Origin of the sequence: Microbulbifer sp. HZ11, from assembly GCF_000708675.1 — a bacterium.
Classification (GTDB): domain Bacteria; phylum Pseudomonadota; class Gammaproteobacteria; order Pseudomonadales; family Cellvibrionaceae; genus Microbulbifer.
Window position 1 is genome coordinate 1,681,992 of record NZ_JELR01000001.1, and the last position, 17,400, is coordinate 1,699,391.

The 17,400-nt window shown below is 58.4% G+C and carries 13 protein-coding genes; 6 read left to right on the top strand and 7 right to left on the bottom strand.

The genetic code is table 11. The features are described from left to right. Nucleotides 1-24: 24 nt before the first annotated feature. The 4 genes from AU11_RS07240 to AU11_RS07255 all read left to right on the top strand — a co-directional run bounded on the left by AU11_RS07240 (nt 25) and on the right by AU11_RS07255 (nt 5,350). Nucleotides 25-1,347, top strand: a complete 1,323-nt coding sequence (locus AU11_RS07240) for an ABC transporter permease (RefSeq protein WP_043317541.1) — start codon at nt 25-27, stop codon at nt 1,345-1,347. Nucleotides 1,348-1,368: 21 nt separating this feature from the next. Further along, on the top strand, nt 1,369-2,577 hold the full coding sequence (locus tag AU11_RS07245) for an ABC transporter permease (protein WP_043317543.1): 1,209 nt from the start codon (nt 1,369-1,371) through the stop codon (nt 2,575-2,577). A gap of 83 nt (nt 2,578-2,660) precedes the next feature. Beyond that, a complete protein-coding gene (locus AU11_RS07250) occupies nt 2,661-4,007 on the top strand; it encodes a sigma-54 dependent transcriptional regulator (RefSeq protein ID WP_043317545.1) in 1,347 nt (448 codons plus the stop codon). Beyond that, nucleotides 4,007-5,350, top strand: a complete 1,344-nt coding sequence (locus AU11_RS07255; RefSeq protein ID WP_043317547.1) for a PAS domain-containing sensor histidine kinase — start codon at nt 4,007-4,009, stop codon at nt 5,348-5,350. Before AU11_RS07250 ends, AU11_RS07255 begins: the two co-directional genes overlap by 1 nt. A 93-nt stretch (nt 5,351-5,443) precedes the next feature. Here AU11_RS07255 and AU11_RS07260 read toward each other — a convergent pair whose 3' ends face one another. Next, complete coding sequence (locus tag AU11_RS07260) at nt 5,444-6,406, bottom strand: AraC family transcriptional regulator (protein ID WP_043317549.1); 963 nt, start codon at nt 6,404-6,406, stop codon at nt 5,444-5,446. A gap of 343 nt (nt 6,407-6,749) precedes the next feature. Here AU11_RS07260 and AU11_RS07265 point away from each other — a divergent pair, with 343 nt between their 5' ends. Together AU11_RS07265 and AU11_RS07270 are read left to right on the top strand one after the other, a co-directional pair. Then, entirely contained in the window at nt 6,750-7,883 is a 1,134-nt protein-coding gene (locus AU11_RS07265; RefSeq protein WP_043317550.1) for an efflux RND transporter periplasmic adaptor subunit, read from the top strand. Between the two features lie 95 nt (nt 7,884-7,978). Further along, nucleotides 7,979-11,182, top strand: a complete 3,204-nt coding sequence (locus AU11_RS07270) for an efflux RND transporter permease subunit (RefSeq protein ID WP_051687016.1) — start codon at nt 7,979-7,981, stop codon at nt 11,180-11,182. 7 nt (nt 11,183-11,189) lie between these two features. Here AU11_RS07270 and AU11_RS07275 read toward each other — a convergent pair whose 3' ends face one another. The 6 genes from AU11_RS07275 to AU11_RS07300 all read right to left on the bottom strand — a co-directional run bounded on the left by AU11_RS07275 (nt 11,190) and on the right by AU11_RS07300 (nt 17,153). Then, the gene (locus AU11_RS07275; protein WP_043317552.1) at nt 11,190-11,585 is read right to left on the bottom strand and encodes a hypothetical protein; all 396 of its coding nucleotides are present in this window, start codon (nt 11,583-11,585) and stop codon (nt 11,190-11,192) included. Between the two features lie 64 nt (nt 11,586-11,649). After that, entirely contained in the window at nt 11,650-11,910 is a 261-nt protein-coding gene (locus AU11_RS07280) for a hypothetical protein (RefSeq protein WP_043317554.1), read from the bottom strand. A gap of 58 nt (nt 11,911-11,968) precedes the next feature. Beyond that, a complete protein-coding gene (locus AU11_RS07285) occupies nt 11,969-12,178 on the bottom strand; it encodes a hypothetical protein (RefSeq protein WP_156035171.1) in 210 nt (69 codons plus the stop codon). A 376-nt stretch (nt 12,179-12,554) separates the two neighbouring features. Then, nucleotides 12,555-14,213: a dihydrolipoyllysine-residue acetyltransferase gene (aceF, locus tag AU11_RS07290; protein WP_043317559.1), complete on the bottom strand. Its 1,659-nt coding sequence runs from the start codon at nt 14,211-14,213 to the stop codon at nt 12,555-12,557. A gap of 27 nt (nt 14,214-14,240) precedes the next feature. Further along, on the bottom strand, nt 14,241-16,910 hold the full coding sequence (gene aceE, locus AU11_RS07295) for a pyruvate dehydrogenase (acetyl-transferring), homodimeric type (RefSeq protein ID WP_043317560.1): 2,670 nt from the start codon (nt 16,908-16,910) through the stop codon (nt 14,241-14,243). A 48-nt stretch (nt 16,911-16,958) separates the two neighbouring features. Continuing rightward, nucleotides 16,959-17,153: a hypothetical protein gene (locus tag AU11_RS07300; RefSeq protein WP_043317562.1), complete on the bottom strand. Its 195-nt coding sequence runs from the start codon at nt 17,151-17,153 to the stop codon at nt 16,959-16,961. Nucleotides 17,154-17,400: the final 247 nt, after the last annotated feature.

Consider the following 17,400-nt stretch of genomic DNA (forward strand, 5'->3'; position numbering starts at 1 on the left):
TGAATTAGAGAAAAGGACACCGAAATGATCGGCTACTACATCAGCCTCGCCATACGCAGCTTGCGGGGAACACCTATCCTGAGCGCGCTTATGATCGCCGCCATCGCCGTTGGCGTGGGTGCATCCATGACCGTACTGACATTGAACTATATGATGTCGCAGAACGCCCTGGAGCATAAAGACAAGGTCCTCTATGCCGTACAGCTGGATAGCTGGGATCCGAACCAGGCTGCGGATACCGCCAATGAAATTCCCTGGCAGCTCACCTACCCCGACGCCGTTGCCCTACTGCGCTCGGATATTCCCACCCGTCAGGTGGCCATGCACCGCTTTGGATTTACCGTCAATCTCGACGAATCCGACATGCGCCCGTTTACCGCCAATACCCGCGTAACCACCCGGGATTTCTTTTCACTGTTCGACGTACCATTTGAATACGGCGGCACCTGGAACAAGGAGGCGGATAGCGCTGCCGTTCAATCTGTGGTGCTCAGTAAAGAAACCAACGAAAAACTGTTTGGTGGTGAAAACAGTGTCGGGAAAGTTGTACAACTGAACGGCGAGCCCTTTACCGTCGTCGGTGTGCTCAAGCACTGGAATCCGTCGCCAAAAATTTACGACCTGAACAACAACCCCTTCGCAGACTCCGAAGAGCTGTATATCCCCTTCGGCTTGCACCGCAAGTATGAAATTTACAGTTGGGGCAACACCAATGGCTGGACAAGCAGCGCACCGGAGGGCGCCGAAGGCTACGAGCGATTCCTGCTCGGAGAACACGTGTGGATTCAATTTTGGGTAGAGCTGGATAGCGCCGAGCAGAAAGAAGCGTACGAGCAGTTCCTCACCGGCTATATCCGTGAGCAGAAAGAACAGGGCCGCTTTGAGCGCCCACTGAAGTTCGCCCTGTCGCACCCGTCTGAATGGCTGGTTCTGAATGAAGTACTGGGCAACGACAACCGGGTACTGGGCTGGGCATCGCTAGCCTTCCTGTTAGTGTGCGTGGTCAATGCCGTTGCCCTGCTGCTGGCAAAATTTTTGCGCAAAGCACCGGAGGCCGGCGTGCGCCGGGCCCTAGGCGCAAGTCGTAACGCCATATTCACCCAGCACCTGATTGAAAGCAGCTGTATCGGTGTGCTTGGCGGGTTGCTGGGCATTATCCTCGCGCTGGCCGGCTTGACCGGTATTCGCGCACTGGCGATGGGCCAGGTAGACCAGATCGCCACCATGAACTGGGAAATGATGCTGGCCGCTGTCGGCCTCGCCATCTTCGCGAGTATTCTCGCCGGCCTTTACCCGGCCTGGCGCATCAGCCGCACCAACCCATCCGTTTACCTGAAGACCCAGTAACCCAGAGAAGAGGAAAAGAACATGTTCGAGCTAAAACCCATGTTGTCCGCCCTCTGGCGCAACAAGGTATCCGCGTTGCTGATCGCCCTGCAGCTTGCACTCACTCTTGCCATTGTGAGTAATGCCAGCGTGATCGTAAAAGATCGTATGGAACAGGTGGCACGCCCCACCGGCATGGATGTGGAAAATATTATCGCCGCAACCTATATGCCCATCCCTACGGAATACGATATGGCAGGAGCCGTCGTAGCTGACCTCGATCTACTGCGCAGTACACCTGGTGTTGTGGACGCCTCGGTAACCAACCAGATTCCACTGTCCGGATCCGGTTCTGCGGGCACCTATTTCACTGAGCCCAATCAGGAGATCGGTGGCGAAAACGCCAACTACTATCAGGTGGACTCACACTTTATTAACACCCTTGGTCTCAATCTGATCGAAGGTCGCAGTTTTGTTCCTGCCGATGAACACGTTATCGGCCCAAATGACCAGTATCACAGCAAAATGGCCGTGGTCAGCAAGCAGTTTGCCGAAAAGCTGTATCCTGGCGAATCGGCTATCGGAAAGTTTTTTTATAGCGGAGCCAATGACAACCCGGTGGAAATCATCGGCGTGGTCGAGCAGCACCTGGGTGCCTGGCCGGGCTGGTCCCGCGCCGGCAACGTGGTTTTCTTCCCCTTGCTGGTCACTGGCAACCACAAACGCTACCTGATCCGAACCGAACCAGGGCAACGGGACGAGGTGTTCAAAAAAGTGGAGGATTTACTCAACGAGCGTGATCCCCAGCGTGTCGTGCATGTGGAAACCCTGAGTGAAAATGTGCAGCGTACCTACATCAGCGACAACATAATGATCAAAGTGCTGTCTCTGGTCATGGCCCTGCTTACCTTCATTGTCGCTCTCGGTATCATCGGTTTGACCATTTTCTGGATCAACCAGCGCACCAAACAGATCGGTATCCGCCGTGCATTGGGTGCCACCCGCGCCAATATCAGCCGCTATTTTCTGGTTGAAAACGCCCTGATTGCCGGTACCGGCCTGGGGCTGGGCACCGCGGGCGCACTGATCATCAATCAGCTGATGGTGAGCGAATTTTCACAACCTGCTCTTACATTACCGCTGCTTGCCGTGTGTGCGATAGTATTGTTGCTCGTGAGTATTGCTGCCGCGTTGATGCCGGCCATGCGCGCTGCGAATATTTCACCGGCAATGGCAACACGTAGCGTGTAATCGCGGGTTCGAAGTTCAATTTGCGATGAGAAGGTCCTGCTGCCGGCAGGACCGCTACAAAATTGACTACAAAGGACAGTTAATTGGATAAGGTCCTAATCATCGACGACAACACCGGCATCATCTCGGCCCTATCCCTGTTGTTGTCCCTGCACGATATCCAGACCCTCTCAGCCATTACCCCACAGGCGGGCCTGCAACTGTTGCGGGAAAACCCGGATGTTGGCCTCGTCATCCAGGACATGAACTTCACAGCGGACACCACATCCGGTGAAGAAGGTCGCGCACTGTTTTTTGCCTTACGTGAAATACAGCCCGATATTCCCGTCATCCTGCTCACTGCCTGGACCCAGCTGGAAATGGCGGTGGAGCTGGTCAAGGCCGGTGCCGCCGATTATGTCGGTAAACCCTGGGACGACAACAAACTGATCGCCACCATTAAAAACCTGCTGGAGCTGCACGATCTGCAACAACAGCAGCGGCAGTCCCAGAGCCGTGCGCAGCAGGCGCGGGAACAGCTGCGGCAACAGTTCGACCTGCAGGAGATTGTCTACCGCAGCCAGAGTGTGCAGACGCTGCTGGAAATGGCCACCCAGGTGGCCCACTCCGATGTCCCGATATTGATTACCGGGCCCAACGGCGCGGGCAAGGAAAAAATTGCCGATATAGTCCAGGCCAACTCCAGTGTGAAGGATGGCCCCTACATCAAGGTCAATGTGGGCGCCCTGCCGGAAGAGCTAATGGAAGCGGAACTGTTTGGCGCCGAGGCCGGCGCCTACACTGGCTCCGGCAATAAGGTACGTCAGGGCCGGTTTGAAGCAGCCGACGGCGGCACCCTGTTTCTTGACGAAATCGGCGAGCTCTCCGCCAGCGGTCAGGTCAAACTGTTGCGGGTATTACAGACCGGAGAATTCCAGCGCCTCGGCAGCAGCCAGACCCGCAAGGTGCGGGTGCGTGTAATCAGCGCCACCAACAGCAACCTGCAACAGATGATTGAAGATGGCAGTTTCCGTCAGGACCTGTTTTACCGGCTGAATGTGATCGAACTGAAACTGCCGCCGCTGAGTGAGCGCCCGGAAGACATTCTGCCGCTGGCCCGCAACTTCCTCGCCAAGACAGACAAGCAACTGAGTCCACAGGCACAACAATGCCTGATGCGCTACAGTTGGCCCGGTAACGTGCGCGAACTGCAGAATGTGATGCAGCGTGCTGCGGTACTGACCAAAGGCGACACCATCGACGAGGCGACCCTGGCATTGCCGGAAGACACCCGACTCAAGGTACCGGAGCACAGCTTTGAACCGAGCCGCGAACTGCTGGAGCAGACCCTCACCAACTGCAACGGCATCATCGCCCAGGCCGCCCGTGAACTGGGACTGAGTCGACAGGCCCTGTATCGCAGGCTGGATAAATACGGAATTCCCTACTGATGCCTAGCGGCGCAAATCCGAAAACCTCTATCGAAGGAAAGTTGTTCGCCACCGTTCTGCTGTCGGTGGCGCTCGGCTCCGGTATTCCATTTGCCCTGTTGCGACTGGATGCCCAGCCGCTGCTTGCCTGGAGTGCAGGGTTGCTACTGGCACTACTACTGGCCTTCGCCTTGCTGCGCCCCGTGACCCGCAACCTGAATCGCGCACTGCAGAGCCTCGAAGGCGGCCTGCTGAATTTCCGCGATGGGGATTTTTCCATATCCCTGGCACTGAACCGCGACGACCAGCTGGGGCAGCTGGCAGAACTGTATAACGAGGTGGGGGAAATACTGCGGCGGGAAAGAGCTCATATTCACCAACGCGAACTGCTGCTGGATACAGTGATCCAGAGCTCACCACTGGCCCTGCTACTGATCGATCAAAGCAACCACATCATCTACGCCAATACCAGTGCGCGACATCTTTTACACGACGGCAAAGCACTACAAGGGCATCTGCTTAAGCAGATTCTCCCCCATTGCCCGCCGGAACTGTCGGAAGCCATCGAGGGAAAACAGGATGGCCTCATCCGCTACCTTGACGGCGAGCGCAACCACACCCTGCATATCAGCAACAGTACCTTTGTACTGAATGCACAGAAACACCGCCTGATACTGCTCAGAGAAATGACCCGGGAGCTGACCCGAGCGGAAGTTCAGGTGTGGAAAAAAGTGATCCGGCTGATCAGCCACGAACTGAACAATTCCCTTGCCCCCATTTCATCCATGGCCCACAGTGGAAAATTACTGTCGGAAAAAATCGATTCCCGGCAACTGGCCAGCGTGTTTGATGTCATCGCAGAACGCTGCCGCCATCTGACGGATTTTACCCAAGGCTACGCGCGCTTCGCCAAGCTGCCACCACCGGTGTGTGAGGAGGTGCCCTGGTCCGGACTGATCACAAGATTGCAGCCCCTGCATCCTTTTAAAATCCACGGGAGCTTACCCTCGCGCCCCGGCTATTTCGATCCAACGCAACTGGAACAGGCGCTGCTGAACCTGCTCAAGAATGCCGGTGAGTCCGGTAGCGCGGTAGAAGACATTTCTCTCCAGGTAGCCACGGATGCGCACGGTCAGTTGCTGACGGTCAGAGACCGCGGCACCGGTATGAGCGATAAGGTGCTGCAACAGGCGCTTTTGCCGTTCTACTCTACCAAGCCGCAGGGCGTCGGCCTCGGTCTGGCCCTATGCCGGGAAATCATCGACGCGCACAACGGACAAATACAACTGCACAACCGCGCCGAGGGCGGTTTACAGGTGAGCCTCTGGCTACCGTGGCCGGGACATCATAATCCGCAGGAATAATCTCACGGCGCAGCGGAACACAGACGGCGTACGACAGGGACGCAGTATGTGCGTCCTCACCGCCGGTGTCCGATACAACAACCAGCCAGTGCCTTACGCCGGCACCCGTTGATCACCGCGTAGCTTGTTCACGTCCGCACGGGGCGGCGCACCAAACATACGGCTATATTCACGGCTGAAATGTGACGGGCTTTCATAACCCACTCGGTAGCTGGCGGAGGCGGCCTCCAACCCTTCACTCAGCATCAGACGGCGTGCCTCGTGCAGTCGCAGTTTTTTTTGAAACTGCAATGGAGACATGCGCGTAACCTGTTTAAAGCTGTGAAACAGGGCCGACTCACTCATGTTGGCCCGCTCCGCCAGCTCGCTAATCCGCAGTGGTTCCGCAAAGCGATCCTGAAGCAGAGCAATAACCTGGGATATGCGGTTTGCCTGGCTATCGGCGACGGCAAATTTGCGGATCCGGGGCCCCATTTCCCCCCTCAGCACCCGGTAGAGAATCTCCTTGCGCACCAGCGGCGCCAGTACCGGTATGTCCGCCGGGCTGTCGAGCAGTTCGACGAGACGGCTCACTGCATTCAGCAACCCCATGTCCATGCGCGCCATACAAAGCCCACAATTGGTTTCCTGGCTGGAACAGTTTTCCACGACCGGAGACCGCACCTGCCCGCCCTGCTCCAGAACCAGATCGGTCACTTCCTGGGGGTCCAGCACCAGTTTGATGGCCAGATACGGCTGTTGCGGTGAGGCGTTTACCACCTGGGCCTGTACTGGCAGGTGCACCGAGGACGCCAGGTAGCTCAACGGGCCGTAAGAGATTTCCCGATCACCCAACTGTAAGACTTTCTCGCCCTGCACGATAAAACCGAGCGAAGGCTCGTACACACCTGAAACACAGCTGGCAGTGGCCATGTCGGAGCGGATCAGGCCGACCCCGCTCTGGGAGAACTCCCGCATGCCTTCCTTGGGTGCCCATCGCAAAACAGTGCGCACAAGCTTTTTGCGGACAGATTCCATTTCTCGGGAAATATCACTGCGGTTTGGGTCCTGCGACATGTGCCCTCCAGTTACCGGCTTAACAGTCGGCCAGTATACGGAGTTTTGGGCAAGGCAATTAGAACTTTGCAGAATTGGGCAAGCACCCGACAGGAATATGCAATCGACTCACGCGGGGGCAACGCAACATAACAGTGCAGGCAATTCGGAAGCTACAGACAGATGACAAATGGATGTACGGCCCGTCCGCCGCAGATTTCCGCTCAACCACCCTCCTCTTTAACGAAAGTAGAATCAGGCAAGCAGAGCACAGTAACCGAATACCGTCTTCCGGTTGCGCTCGGCTAAGGTACGCCCCCGATGGGTCGAGGTTTACTCGCCCGAGCAGAGGAGCAAGTACCCAATGACAAAAAAATTTCTGATCGGTCTGGCAACCCTGATACTCGCAGGCTGCAATACCGGCAACACCGATGGCCAGAGACCGCCGCCCATACCAGTGGAGATTGTGCAAGTGACCAGCGAGCCGGCAACCCTGTGGGGCGACTTTACCGGCCGGGTTGCGGCTCCGGAAACGGTAGCACTGCGCGCACGGGTGAGTGGCTACATCGACAAGGTGGCGTTCACCGAGGGCGAGCTGGTCAAGCGCGGGGATCTGTTATTCCAGATAGATCCGCGCCCCTACCGGGCCCGCGAGCGCGCCGCACAGGCTGCACTGGCACGTGCGCAGAGCCAGCTGGCACTGAGTGAAAGCCGCGCGCAACGGGCCCGTCAGCTACTGGCGAGCCACGCGATATCCCGCGAGGACCACGACCAACGACAGGCAGCGCTGGAATCCGACCGCGCTGCGGTAAACGCGGCCCAGGCAGCACTGGAGAGTGCACGGCTCGACCTGCAGTTTACCCAGGTCAGATCCCCTATCGACGGTCGCGTGGGACGCGCAGAAATCACCCGAGGCAACCTGGCCAGCGCCGATCAGACGCTGCTCACGACGCTGGTTTCCGTGGACCCCATGTACGTCTATTTCGAAAGTGATCAGGTCAGCTTCGCCGGCAACCGCGGTTTCTTTACGCCCGAGCAGCGCCCGCAGGTCAACGTCGGGCTTGCTGGCGAGGACGGATTTCCACACATCGGAAAGCTCGACTTCGTTGACAACCGCCTCAACAGCCACACCGGCACCATTCAGTTCCGTGCGGTCGTCGCCAACCCGGAAGGACATTTAAAGCCGGGGCAGTTCGCGCGCGTGCAGATGCCCACCGAACAACTGGATAACGCGCTGCTCCTCAACCGCAAGGCGGTACTCACCGATCAGGATCGGCGCTATGTGTACGTGGTAAACGCGGAAAATATTACCGAGCGCCGCGACGTGGAAACCGGCCCGCAACAGCGAGGAATGATACTGATCCGCAAGGGCCTCGAGCCTGGAGAACAGGTGGTGGTCAATGGCCTGCAAAAAATCCTGTTCCCCGGCATGCCGGTAGTACCACAGCCAGTACAGAAGCGTGTGGACGCAACCACACCACAACTCGCCGGGCGCTGAACAGGCTCCGTTACGCCCACCCAGTTCCAATTCGGTTATTTCTTCAGTTTGAGTTTCTGGTGTGATGATCACCATCGCACACGGGGTAGCAGCGTATGAATTTTTCCCGTTTTTTTGTCGACAGACCCATCTTTGCCTCGGTGCTGTCGATCATCATTTTCGTGGTCGGGCTGATCAGTATCCCGGTGCTGCCGGTAAGTGAATATCCCGATGTAGTGCCACCGAGTGTCGCGGTAACAGCGCGCTACCCGGGCGCCAATCCCAAGACCATCTCCGAAACCGTCGCCACGCCACTGGAAGAAGCCATCAATGGTGTGGAGGACATGATCTACATGAAATCCGTCGCCGGCAGCGATGGCACTCTGTCACTGACCGTCACTTTCAAATTGGGAACCGATCCCGATCAGGCTCAGGTTCAGGTACAGAACCGGGTTTCCCAGGCACTGCCACGGCTGCCGGAGGATGTGCGCCGCCAGGGTGTCACCACACAGAAACAGTCGCCCAACCTGATGATGGCGGTACACCTGACTTCGCCGGGTGATCGTTTCGACGCAACGTATATCCGCAACTACGCGGTGTTGCATATCCGCGACGAACTTGCCCGTATTCCCGGGGTCGGTCAGGCCGGATTGTTTGGCGCCGGCGACTACGCCATGCGCGTGTGGGTGGACCCGCAGAAAGCCGCAGCCCTCGATATCACCGCCGCCGATATTGTCGATTCCGTGCGCGAACAGAATGTACAGGTGTCCGCCGGTCAGATCGGCGCCCAGCCGATGCCCGGGGAGAACGACTTTCTGATCTCCATCAACGCCAAGGGGCGACTGACGAGTGTGGAGGAGTTCGGTGATGTAGTGATCAAAACCGGCAACGACGGCGAAATCACCCGCCTGAGCGACGTCGCGCGTATTGAGTTGGCCGCCTCCGAAGATACCCTGCGCGCACTGCTGAACGGACGCCAGGCCGTTGCCCTGCCGATCTTCCAGGCACCCGGCTCCAACTCACTGGAAGTCTCGCAGGCAATTCGGGAAAAAATGGCGGAACTGGACGATCGGTTTCCCGACGGGCTGGAGTGGGAGATCGCCTATGATCCGACGGTGTTTGTCAGCACCTCCATCAAAGCGGTGATAAAAACACTGCTGGAAGCAGTGCTGCTGGTGGTACTGGTGGTGATCCTGTTCCTGCAGACCTGGCGCGCATCTCTGATTCCGCTGCTGGCGGTTCCGGTCTCGATTATCGGTACCTTCGCGGTTCTGCACCTGCTGGGTTTTTCCATCAATACGCTCACATTATTTGGCATGGTGCTGGCAATTGGTATCGTGGTGGACGATGCGATCGTGGTAGTGGAGAACGTGGAGCGCAATATCGAGGAGGGGTTGAGCCCGCTGGCGGCCGCCCACCAGGCCATGCGGGAAGTGAGTGGCCCGATTGTCGCCATCAGCCTTGTGCTGTGTGCGGTGTTCGTGCCTATGGCGTTCCTCGACGGTATCACCGGGCAGTTCTATCGCCAGTTCGCAATGACCATCGCGATCGCCACGGTAATTTCTGCGGTTAATTCGCTGACCCTGTCACCGGCACTATCGGCGACGCTACTGAAGCCCCACGGCGCCGCACCGGATCTGCCAGCGCGAATTATCAATCGGTTGTTCGGCTGGGTGTTCCGCCCGTTCAACCGTTTCTTCAATCGAAGTGCCAACCGCTATCAGGGATTTGTCGGTCGCAGTCTGAATCGGCGCGGCCTCGTATTTGCCGTCTATAGCCTGCTTCTGGTCGGTACCGTGTTCATGTTCAACCAGGTTCCGGGGGGATTTATCCCCACCCAGGACAAAACTTACCTGGTGGGCAGTATCCGCCTGCCAGAGGGCGCCTCGCTGGATAGAACCGAAGCTGTCGCGCGCCGGGTGAGTGAACTGGCACTGGACACGGAGGGCGTATCTCACGCTGCGGCTTTTGTCGGCTTCAATGCCCTGCAACGCACCAACACCCCGAACGTGGGAACCGTGTTCGTGCTCTTCGACGATTTCAGCGAGCGCGATCGCAGCGCGGGTGAAATTGCCGCTGAGCTGAATGGCAAGCTGGCAAATATCAAAGAAGGATTCGCGATCAGCTTTATGCCGCCGCCGATTTTCGGCCTAGGCGCTGGCTCCGGCTACTCGCTGTATGTTCAGGACCGCTCCGGGGCCGGCTATGGCGCCCTGCAGACTGCCACCAACGAACTCGCCGGTGCACTCAGCCAAACACCGGGACTCAGTTACCCCTTCAGTTCCTATCAGGCCAATGTCCCGCAACTGGATGCGGAAGTGGATCGCCTGCAGGCCAAGGCTCAGGGCGTGCGCCTGGATGATCTGTTCGGCACGCTGCAGCTGTATTTCGGCTCGCTGTATATCAACGATTTCAACCTGTTCGGCCGCACCTACCGGGTCATGGCCCAGGCGGACGCCCCTTTCCGCAATGAAGTTGCAGACATCGACCACCTCTACACCCGTAACAATCGCGGCGAGATGGTGCCAATCAACACCATGGTGCAGCTGAAGCAAAGTTACGGGCCCGATCCGGTGATCCGTTACAACGGCTATCCCGCCGCGGACCTGCTCGGCCAGTCCAACCCCTCGATGCTGTCCTCCAGCGAGGCGCTGGCAACGGTGGAGCGGGTGGCAGCGCAGGCATTACCACCGGGTATGACGATTGAGTGGACAGATCTGAGTTTCGAGCAGGTCAACCGCAGCAATGCTTCCATGCTGGTGTTCCCACTGGCCCTGCTACTGGTGTTCCTGGTGCTGGCGGCGCTTTACGAGAGCTGGGTGCTGCCGTTGGCCGTGATCCTGATCGTACCCATGTGCCTGCTGGCCGCCCTTTTCGGCGTCTGGCTGACGGGGGGCGACAACAATGTGTTCGTACAGGTGGGTCTGGTGGTACTGATGGGCCTGGCGTGTAAAAACGCCATTCTGATCGTCGAGTTCGCCCGCGAGCTGGAAATGGAAAAAGGGCTGGATCCAATGCGCGCCGCGCTCGAGGCCTGTCGCCTGCGGCTGAGGCCAATCATCATGACCTCGGTCGCCTTTATTGCCGGCGTGGTACCACTGGTACTGGCCGGCGGCGCCGGCGCCGAAGTACGCAACGCCATGGGGGTCACCGTATTTACCGGCATGATTGGTGTAACGCTGTTCGGATTGCTGCTGACGCCGGTGTTTTACGTGGCCCTGCGTTCGCTCTCCGGGCAACACAACCCCCAGAACGAAGGGGTGCCGCCGCGGGAAACAGCCCGGGAACGGCCGGCCGCGGTCGAGCTATCCGGGCAGTAACAATCGATCAGGCACCTGAGGAATAGCAACGCAGGCCTTCACTGTAAATCCTGCATTGCCCGCCTTCCGGACAGGGTGCGTCCATGGTCAACGGTGCACTGCCGACGGGGCACTGGGGCGCGATACCGGCGGTACACCAGTTGCCGGTATCCAGTTGATAACAGACGCTGTCACCGGTGAGGCAAGCATTCGCTGTCGGAATCTGGGTGTCACCGGAAAAGCAGTCGCGGGGATACAGCGGCGTCAGATTTTCCGGCAGGCGCCCCTGATAATAGGTTGCGGGAGAGCCTGTCAGGTCGCACCAGAATCCGTCGAGGCTTTTGATATTGTCAATGTTGCTGGCAGTACCGGCACAGCCGGCGAAAAATGCGGCGGCGAACGGGGCAATCAGGCGCAATTTCATTTCACATCCTCTGTGCGTATGAGAGGGGCTTTCCGCCCCCCAAAGCCCCGCCAATGTCGTGGGCTTACTTCTCGTAAACGATACAGCGGCGCCCGCCGGAAATCTCGTAACACTGGGCGGTGGCCGGGCAAATAGAACCCGGCGCCAGCTCTTCCGCGTCCCCCGGGCAACCGTCATAGTTGGTCTTCTGTTCCGCATGTACCGGCGCGCGGGGAATGGGCGCACTGTTAGGGTAGACCACCTGATCGCGCACGCTGCTGGTACCACAGGCTGACAGTAGCGTCGCCGCCGCCATCACCGATAAAATCATCACTGGTTTGCGCATGGTGTCTCCTTAACTTTCATTTCACATAGCGGCAATAGATCGACAACCCGCCGCCAACTCAATACACCCGCATCACCGGGAAAAACCAGCAAGCAGAGCCTACGCGACTATTTTCCGCATCGGTCGAGCACTGCCGGCTTGCCGCAGGGGGAGCCGCGGCGTTTGGTAGATAATTTCCCACTTCGACAAAGTCTGCACTCTGACTCTGGTCGTCCGGGTTGAAGAAAAATGGATCGTAGCTATTTTCGTTTCCATACGGTACGAACATACAACCCTGCATACACAGTGTGGCGCCCATTGCCACAGCTGTAATCCCTGTGCGCTTCATGACTCACCTACCTCGCAACTTGATCACTACCTGACCACAGCCGGGAACTCCACTTTCCCGACATCCACTCTCTGTTAATTTCAGTTTAGCGCGCAGGAAGCGTTCGACGACGCTGTTCACGTTTTAAACAAAATTAAATACGCGGGATTCAACGCACAAGGGAATGAGGCGACGGCGATCACGTCATGGCGGGCAAAACCTTCAAAAACCGCGAAGCAAGCCGCAACAACTAAGCAAAAAGAGCACACAAAAAAAGCGCCAGAGGGAAAACCCTCTGGCGCTTTTTCTAACGCTGCATTGATCTTGCGATCAAAAATTACAGCAGCAGCTTGCGCACGTCAGCCAGCACGCCCGCCAGATAGGTCAGGAAACGGCCCGCATCACCGCCGTTTACCGCACGGTGGTCGTAAGACAGTGCCAGGGGCAGCATCTTGCGCGGCACAAACTCACTGCCGTTCCATTCCGGTCGAATCGCCAGCTTGGATACACCGAGGATACCCACTTCCGGCGCATTCACGATGGGGGTAAATCCGGTGCCACCAATAGCACCGAGACTGGAGATGGTGAAACAGGCACCCTGCATATCGCGGGGCTTCAGCTTGCCGTCGCGGGCAGCCACCGCCATGGCGGTGGCTTCCTCTGCCAGCTCGTAAAGGCCTTTTTTATCCACATCCCGAATCACCGGGACCACTAGGCCTTTCGGTGTATCCACCGCCATGCCAATGTGCACATAGTCTTTCTTGACGATGTGCTCGCCATCGTTATGCAGGGATACATTGAAGCTCGGCACTTCACGCAGTGCGGCAGCGGCAGCCTTCAGCAGGAACGGCACTGGCGTAATTTTCACGCCGCGTTTTTCCGCTTCAGCCTTCATTGCCTTACGGAAATCTTCCAGATCGGTAATGTCCGCATCGTCGAACTGAGTGACGTGGGGCACGGTCAGCGAGTTCCGCACCATATTCGCCGCGGTGAGCTTGTGGATCTTGCTCATCGGCTCTACACGTACCGGGCCGAACTGACTGAAGTCAATTTCCGGCATGGGCGCAATGCCGATATTGCCGCCGATACCAGCAGCAGCACCGCTTTCGGCTTTTTTCACCTGCTCCTTGATATAGGCGTGCAGGTCGTCTTTGGTCACACGACCGCGCGGACCGGTAGGCTTGACCTTGTTCAGGGTCACGCCCAGTTCGCGGCCCAGTTTGCGCACGGCGGGGCCGGCGTAAACTTCGGCGGACGGGGTGTGGTCGCGCTCTACGTGCGGATCGCGTTTCGGCGCTTCCTGCGGAGCCTCGGCTTCACTGGTCGGCGCGGGAACAGGGGCTGGCGCTGCAGCTGCCGGAGCAGGAGCCGCGCTCGCGCCACCGCCGCCACTGTCGCCTCCAGACCGGGTCTTGATCACGCCGATCACATCACCGGTAGACACCTTGTCGCCTTCCTTCACGGAGATGGAAACGATGGTACCAGTTGCCGCAGACGGTACGTCCATGGACGCCTTGTCGCCTTCCACCACGATCAGGGCGTCGCCCTCTTCGATTTCATCACCGGCGGAGACGGAGATTTCGATCACGTCCACAGACTCGGCCCCCCCGAGATCCGGAACCACGATTTCCTCTTCCTTCTCAACGCCTGCGGCAGCGGCCGGAGCCGGCGCTTCTTCCGCGGCGGGGGCCGGAGCCTGCTCCGCTGCCGGAGCAGGCGCTGGTTCTTCTGACGCGTCGCTACCGGCATCGTCACCAGCGTCCGTTTCCATTTCACCGATAACATCGCCCTCAGATACCTTGTCACCTTCCTTGACGGAGATGCTCAGGATCTTGCCGGCCACCGGCGCGGGGACGTCCATGGAGGCCTTGTCGCCCTCCACTACAATCAGCGCGTCCTCTTCCGCCACCGTGTCACCCACGGCAACGGCGATTTCAATTACATCTACCTGATCGGCGCCGCCGAGATCAGGCACTTTAATGACTTGTTTTGCCATGTCTCTACCTTCCTTACTCAGCGGTGATTAAACCAGGCGTGGGTTTACTTTTTCCGGGTCGATATTGAGCTTCTTGATGGCGTCGGCCACTTCACTCGCTTCGATCACACCCTGGTCCGCCAGGCCTTTCAGCGCGGCAACAGCAACGTAGTTACGGTTCACTTCAAAGAAGCGACGCAGCTGCTCGCGGCTGTCGGAACGACCGAAGCCGTCGGTGCCCAGCGCAATCACATTGCCATCGATAAACTCGCGCAGCGGCTCGACGTAGGCGCGGATGTAGTCGGTGGAGATCACCACCGGCGTCTCGTTGCCTTCGAACTGCTCGCCAATCCAGGATTTACGGGCTTCTTCGGTCGGGTGCAGCATGTTCCAACGGGCCACGTCCTGGGCTTCACGGGAAGCCTCGGTGGCGGAGGTCAGGTTCCACACGTCGGAGGTCACCCCAAACTGATCCGCCAGAATGTCCGCTGCGGCAAGCACTTCGCGCAGGATAGAGCCGGCACCGATCAGCTGAACGTGCTTCTTCGCCGCTTTGCCCTTGCCGGGCTTGCGGGAATTGTTGTCCAGCTTGTAGATACCGCGGATGATGCCTTCTTCCACGCCCTGCGGCATTTCCGGCTGCAGGTAGTTCTCGTTCTCGATGGTGATGTAGTAGAACAGGTTCTTCTGTTCTTCGTACATTTCCTTCAGGCCGTGACGCATGATCACTGCCAGATCATAACCGTAGGCCGGGTCGTAGCTCTTACAGTTCGGGATGGTGGCAGACAGCACATGGCTGTGGCCGTCCTGGTGCTGCAGACCTTCGCCGTTCAGGGTGGTACGGCCAGCGGTGGCGCCAACGAGGAAGCCGCGCGCCTGCATGTCGCCGGCGGCCCATGCCAGGTCGCCAATGCGCTGGAAACCGAACATGGAGTAGTAGATGTAGAAAGGCACCATCGGCACGCCGTGGTTGCTGTAGGCTGTCGCCAGAGCCATCCATGCGGACATGGCACCGGCTTCGTTGATGCCTTCTTCCAGCACCTGGCCCTTCTTGTCTTCCTTGTAATACATGATCTGGCCGTGGTCGACCGGGGTGTATTTCTGGCCCTGGGAAGAGTAGATACCCAGCTGACGGAACAGACCTTCCATACCGAAGGTACGGGCTTCGTCCGGCACAATCGGCGCGACGTTTTTGCCCATTTTCTTGTCTTTCACCAGCACGGACAGTGCGCGTACGAACGCCATGGTGGTGGAGATTTCGCGGTCGCCGGAGCCCTTGGTCAGGGCGCTGAACGCGTCCAGTTCCGGGATTTCCAGCTTGGCCACCTCGGTGCTGCGGGACGGTACCGGACCACCCAGTGCCTTGCGGCGCTCGGCCATGTACTTCATCTCGGGGCTGTCCGGCGCCGGACGGTAATACGGAACTTCCTCGATTTCCTTGTCGGTAATCGGGATCGCGAAGCGGTCGCGGAAGCGTTTCAGCGCTTCGGTGTCCATTTTCTTGACGTTGTGGGTATCCATCGCCGCTTCACCGGCAGCACCCAGGCCGTAGCCTTTCACGGTCTGCGCCAGGATCACGGTGGGCTGGCCTTTGTGGGCCATGGCTTCGGCGTAGGCGGCGTAGACCTTGTACGGATCGTGGCCACCGCGGTTCAGCTTCATGATCTCTTCGTCGGAGAAGTCTTTGACCATCTCCGCCAGCTCCGGGTATTTACCGAAGAAGTGCTCGCGGGTGTAAGCGCCGCCGTTGGCCTTGAAGTTCTGCATCTCGCCATCGACGGTCTCGTCCATGACTTTCTGCAGCAGACCTTTTTCGTCTTTCTCGAACAGCGGATCCCACAGGCGGCCCCACAAGACCTTGATCACATTCCAGCCGGCACCGCGGAATACGCCTTCCAGCTCCTGCACGATCTTGCCGTTGCCACGTACCGGGCCGTCCAGACGCTGCAGGTTACAGTTGACCACGAACACCAGGTTTTCCAGCTTTTCGCGGCCCGCCAGGGCGATGGCGCCGAGGGATTCCGGCTCGTCACACTCACCGTCACCGAGGAATGCCCACACCTTGCGATCGCCGCGCGGAGACAGGCCGCGGGCAGACAGGTAGCGCATGATGTGCGCCTGGTAGATCGCCTGGATGGGGCCCAGGCCCATGGATACGGTGGGGAACTGCCAGTAGTCCGGCATCAGCCAGGGGTGTGGGTAGGAGGACAGGCCGTTGCCGTTTACTTCGCGGCGGAAGTTGTCCAGCTGCTCTTCATCGAAGCGGCCTTCCAGGTAGGAACGGGCGTAGATACCCGGCGCGCTGTGGCCCTGGAAGAAAATCAGGTCGCCGCGCTCTTCACCCTCGTTACCGCGGAAGAAGTAGTTGAAGGCAACATCGTACAGGGTCGCGGCAGACGAGAAGCTGGCGATGTGGCCGCCGAGGCTGTCGCTGTTGGAGTTGGCGCGAACCACCATGGCCAGCGCGTTCCAGCGGATCAGAGAGCGAATTCGACGCTCCATGAACAGGTCACCCGGCATACGCTTTTCCGCTTCCGGCGGAATGGTGTTGCGGTACGGGGTGGTGATGGCAGCCGGCAGCTGTACGCCGGTATTGGTGGCGCGGTCAGACAGCTGCTTGATCAGGAACGCAGCGCGTTCCTTGCCGCTGTGGCGGATAACCGCCTGCAGCGCGTCCAGCCATTCCTGCGTTTCCTGAATGTCGGTTTCTTCGTGCATCAAATGCTCCTCGGCGAATATACGACGTCGAGTCGGTGTTTTTTATGGTCAGAATTTTTTGCTGCGCAACAGTACCGCAATCACCGGGATTTCCCCGGATTCTGCCGTCTGGTTCGCCAGATCACCGCCTGAAGTGGCGGAAAAGCAGCGAACCCTGCTCAATATTTCAGCAGCACAACAGAAGGTGCGGCGTGAAACAGCTTGAAACAGAGAGTACTGTGCGACCTGAATACCGCCGGCCATAAAGAGCCTGTTGCAGGGCTCGTTAATACCGGCTCGACTTTGAATTCGGCGTTGAATTCTCGGCCCGTCAACTGTAGAGCGGACGCCGTGTGGCGTATTCAAATGCCCTCAATTAACCGGCTGCAAGTGCGTAAGCGGGGGCGATTGTAGTATTACTACAAGCGTTTTTCCAGACAGGACGATTAGTAACAAATAAAACCAATATGTAAAACAATTATTTGCCAGTTGGCGCGATTACCGAAATAAA

Bases quoted from the DNA above. Each gene is read 5' to 3' on its own strand.
- AU11_RS07240 (WP_043317541.1), top strand. From the start codon at position 25: ATGATCGGCTACTACATCAGCCTCGCCATACGCAGCTTGCGGGGAACA.
- AU11_RS07245 (WP_043317543.1), top strand. From the start codon at position 1,369: ATGTTCGAGCTAAAACCCATGTTGTCCGCCCTCTGGCGCAACAAGGTA.
- AU11_RS07255 (WP_043317547.1), top strand. From the start codon at position 4,007: ATGCCTAGCGGCGCAAATCCGAAAACCTCTATCGAAGGAAAGTTGTTC.
- AU11_RS07260 (WP_043317549.1), bottom strand. From the start codon at position 6,406: ATGTCGCAGGACCCAAACCGCAGTGATATTTCCCGAGAAATGGAATCT.
- AU11_RS07265 (WP_043317550.1), top strand. From the start codon at position 6,750: ATGACAAAAAAATTTCTGATCGGTCTGGCAACCCTGATACTCGCAGGC.
- AU11_RS07270 (WP_051687016.1), top strand. From the start codon at position 7,979: ATGAATTTTTCCCGTTTTTTTGTCGACAGACCCATCTTTGCCTCGGTG.
- AU11_RS07275 (WP_043317552.1), bottom strand. From the start codon at position 11,585: ATGAAATTGCGCCTGATTGCCCCGTTCGCCGCCGCATTTTTCGCCGGC.
- AU11_RS07280 (WP_043317554.1), bottom strand. From the start codon at position 11,910: ATGCGCAAACCAGTGATGATTTTATCGGTGATGGCGGCGGCGACGCTA.
- AU11_RS07285 (WP_156035171.1), bottom strand. From the start codon at position 12,178: ATGTTCGTACCGTATGGAAACGAAAATAGCTACGATCCATTTTTCTTC.
- aceF (WP_043317559.1), bottom strand. From the start codon at position 14,213: ATGGCAAAACAAGTCATTAAAGTGCCTGATCTCGGCGGCGCCGATCAG.
- aceE (WP_043317560.1), bottom strand. From the start codon at position 16,910: ATGCACGAAGAAACCGACATTCAGGAAACGCAGGAATGGCTGGACGCG.
- AU11_RS07300 (WP_043317562.1), bottom strand. From the start codon at position 17,153: ATGGCCGGCGGTATTCAGGTCGCACAGTACTCTCTGTTTCAAGCTGTT.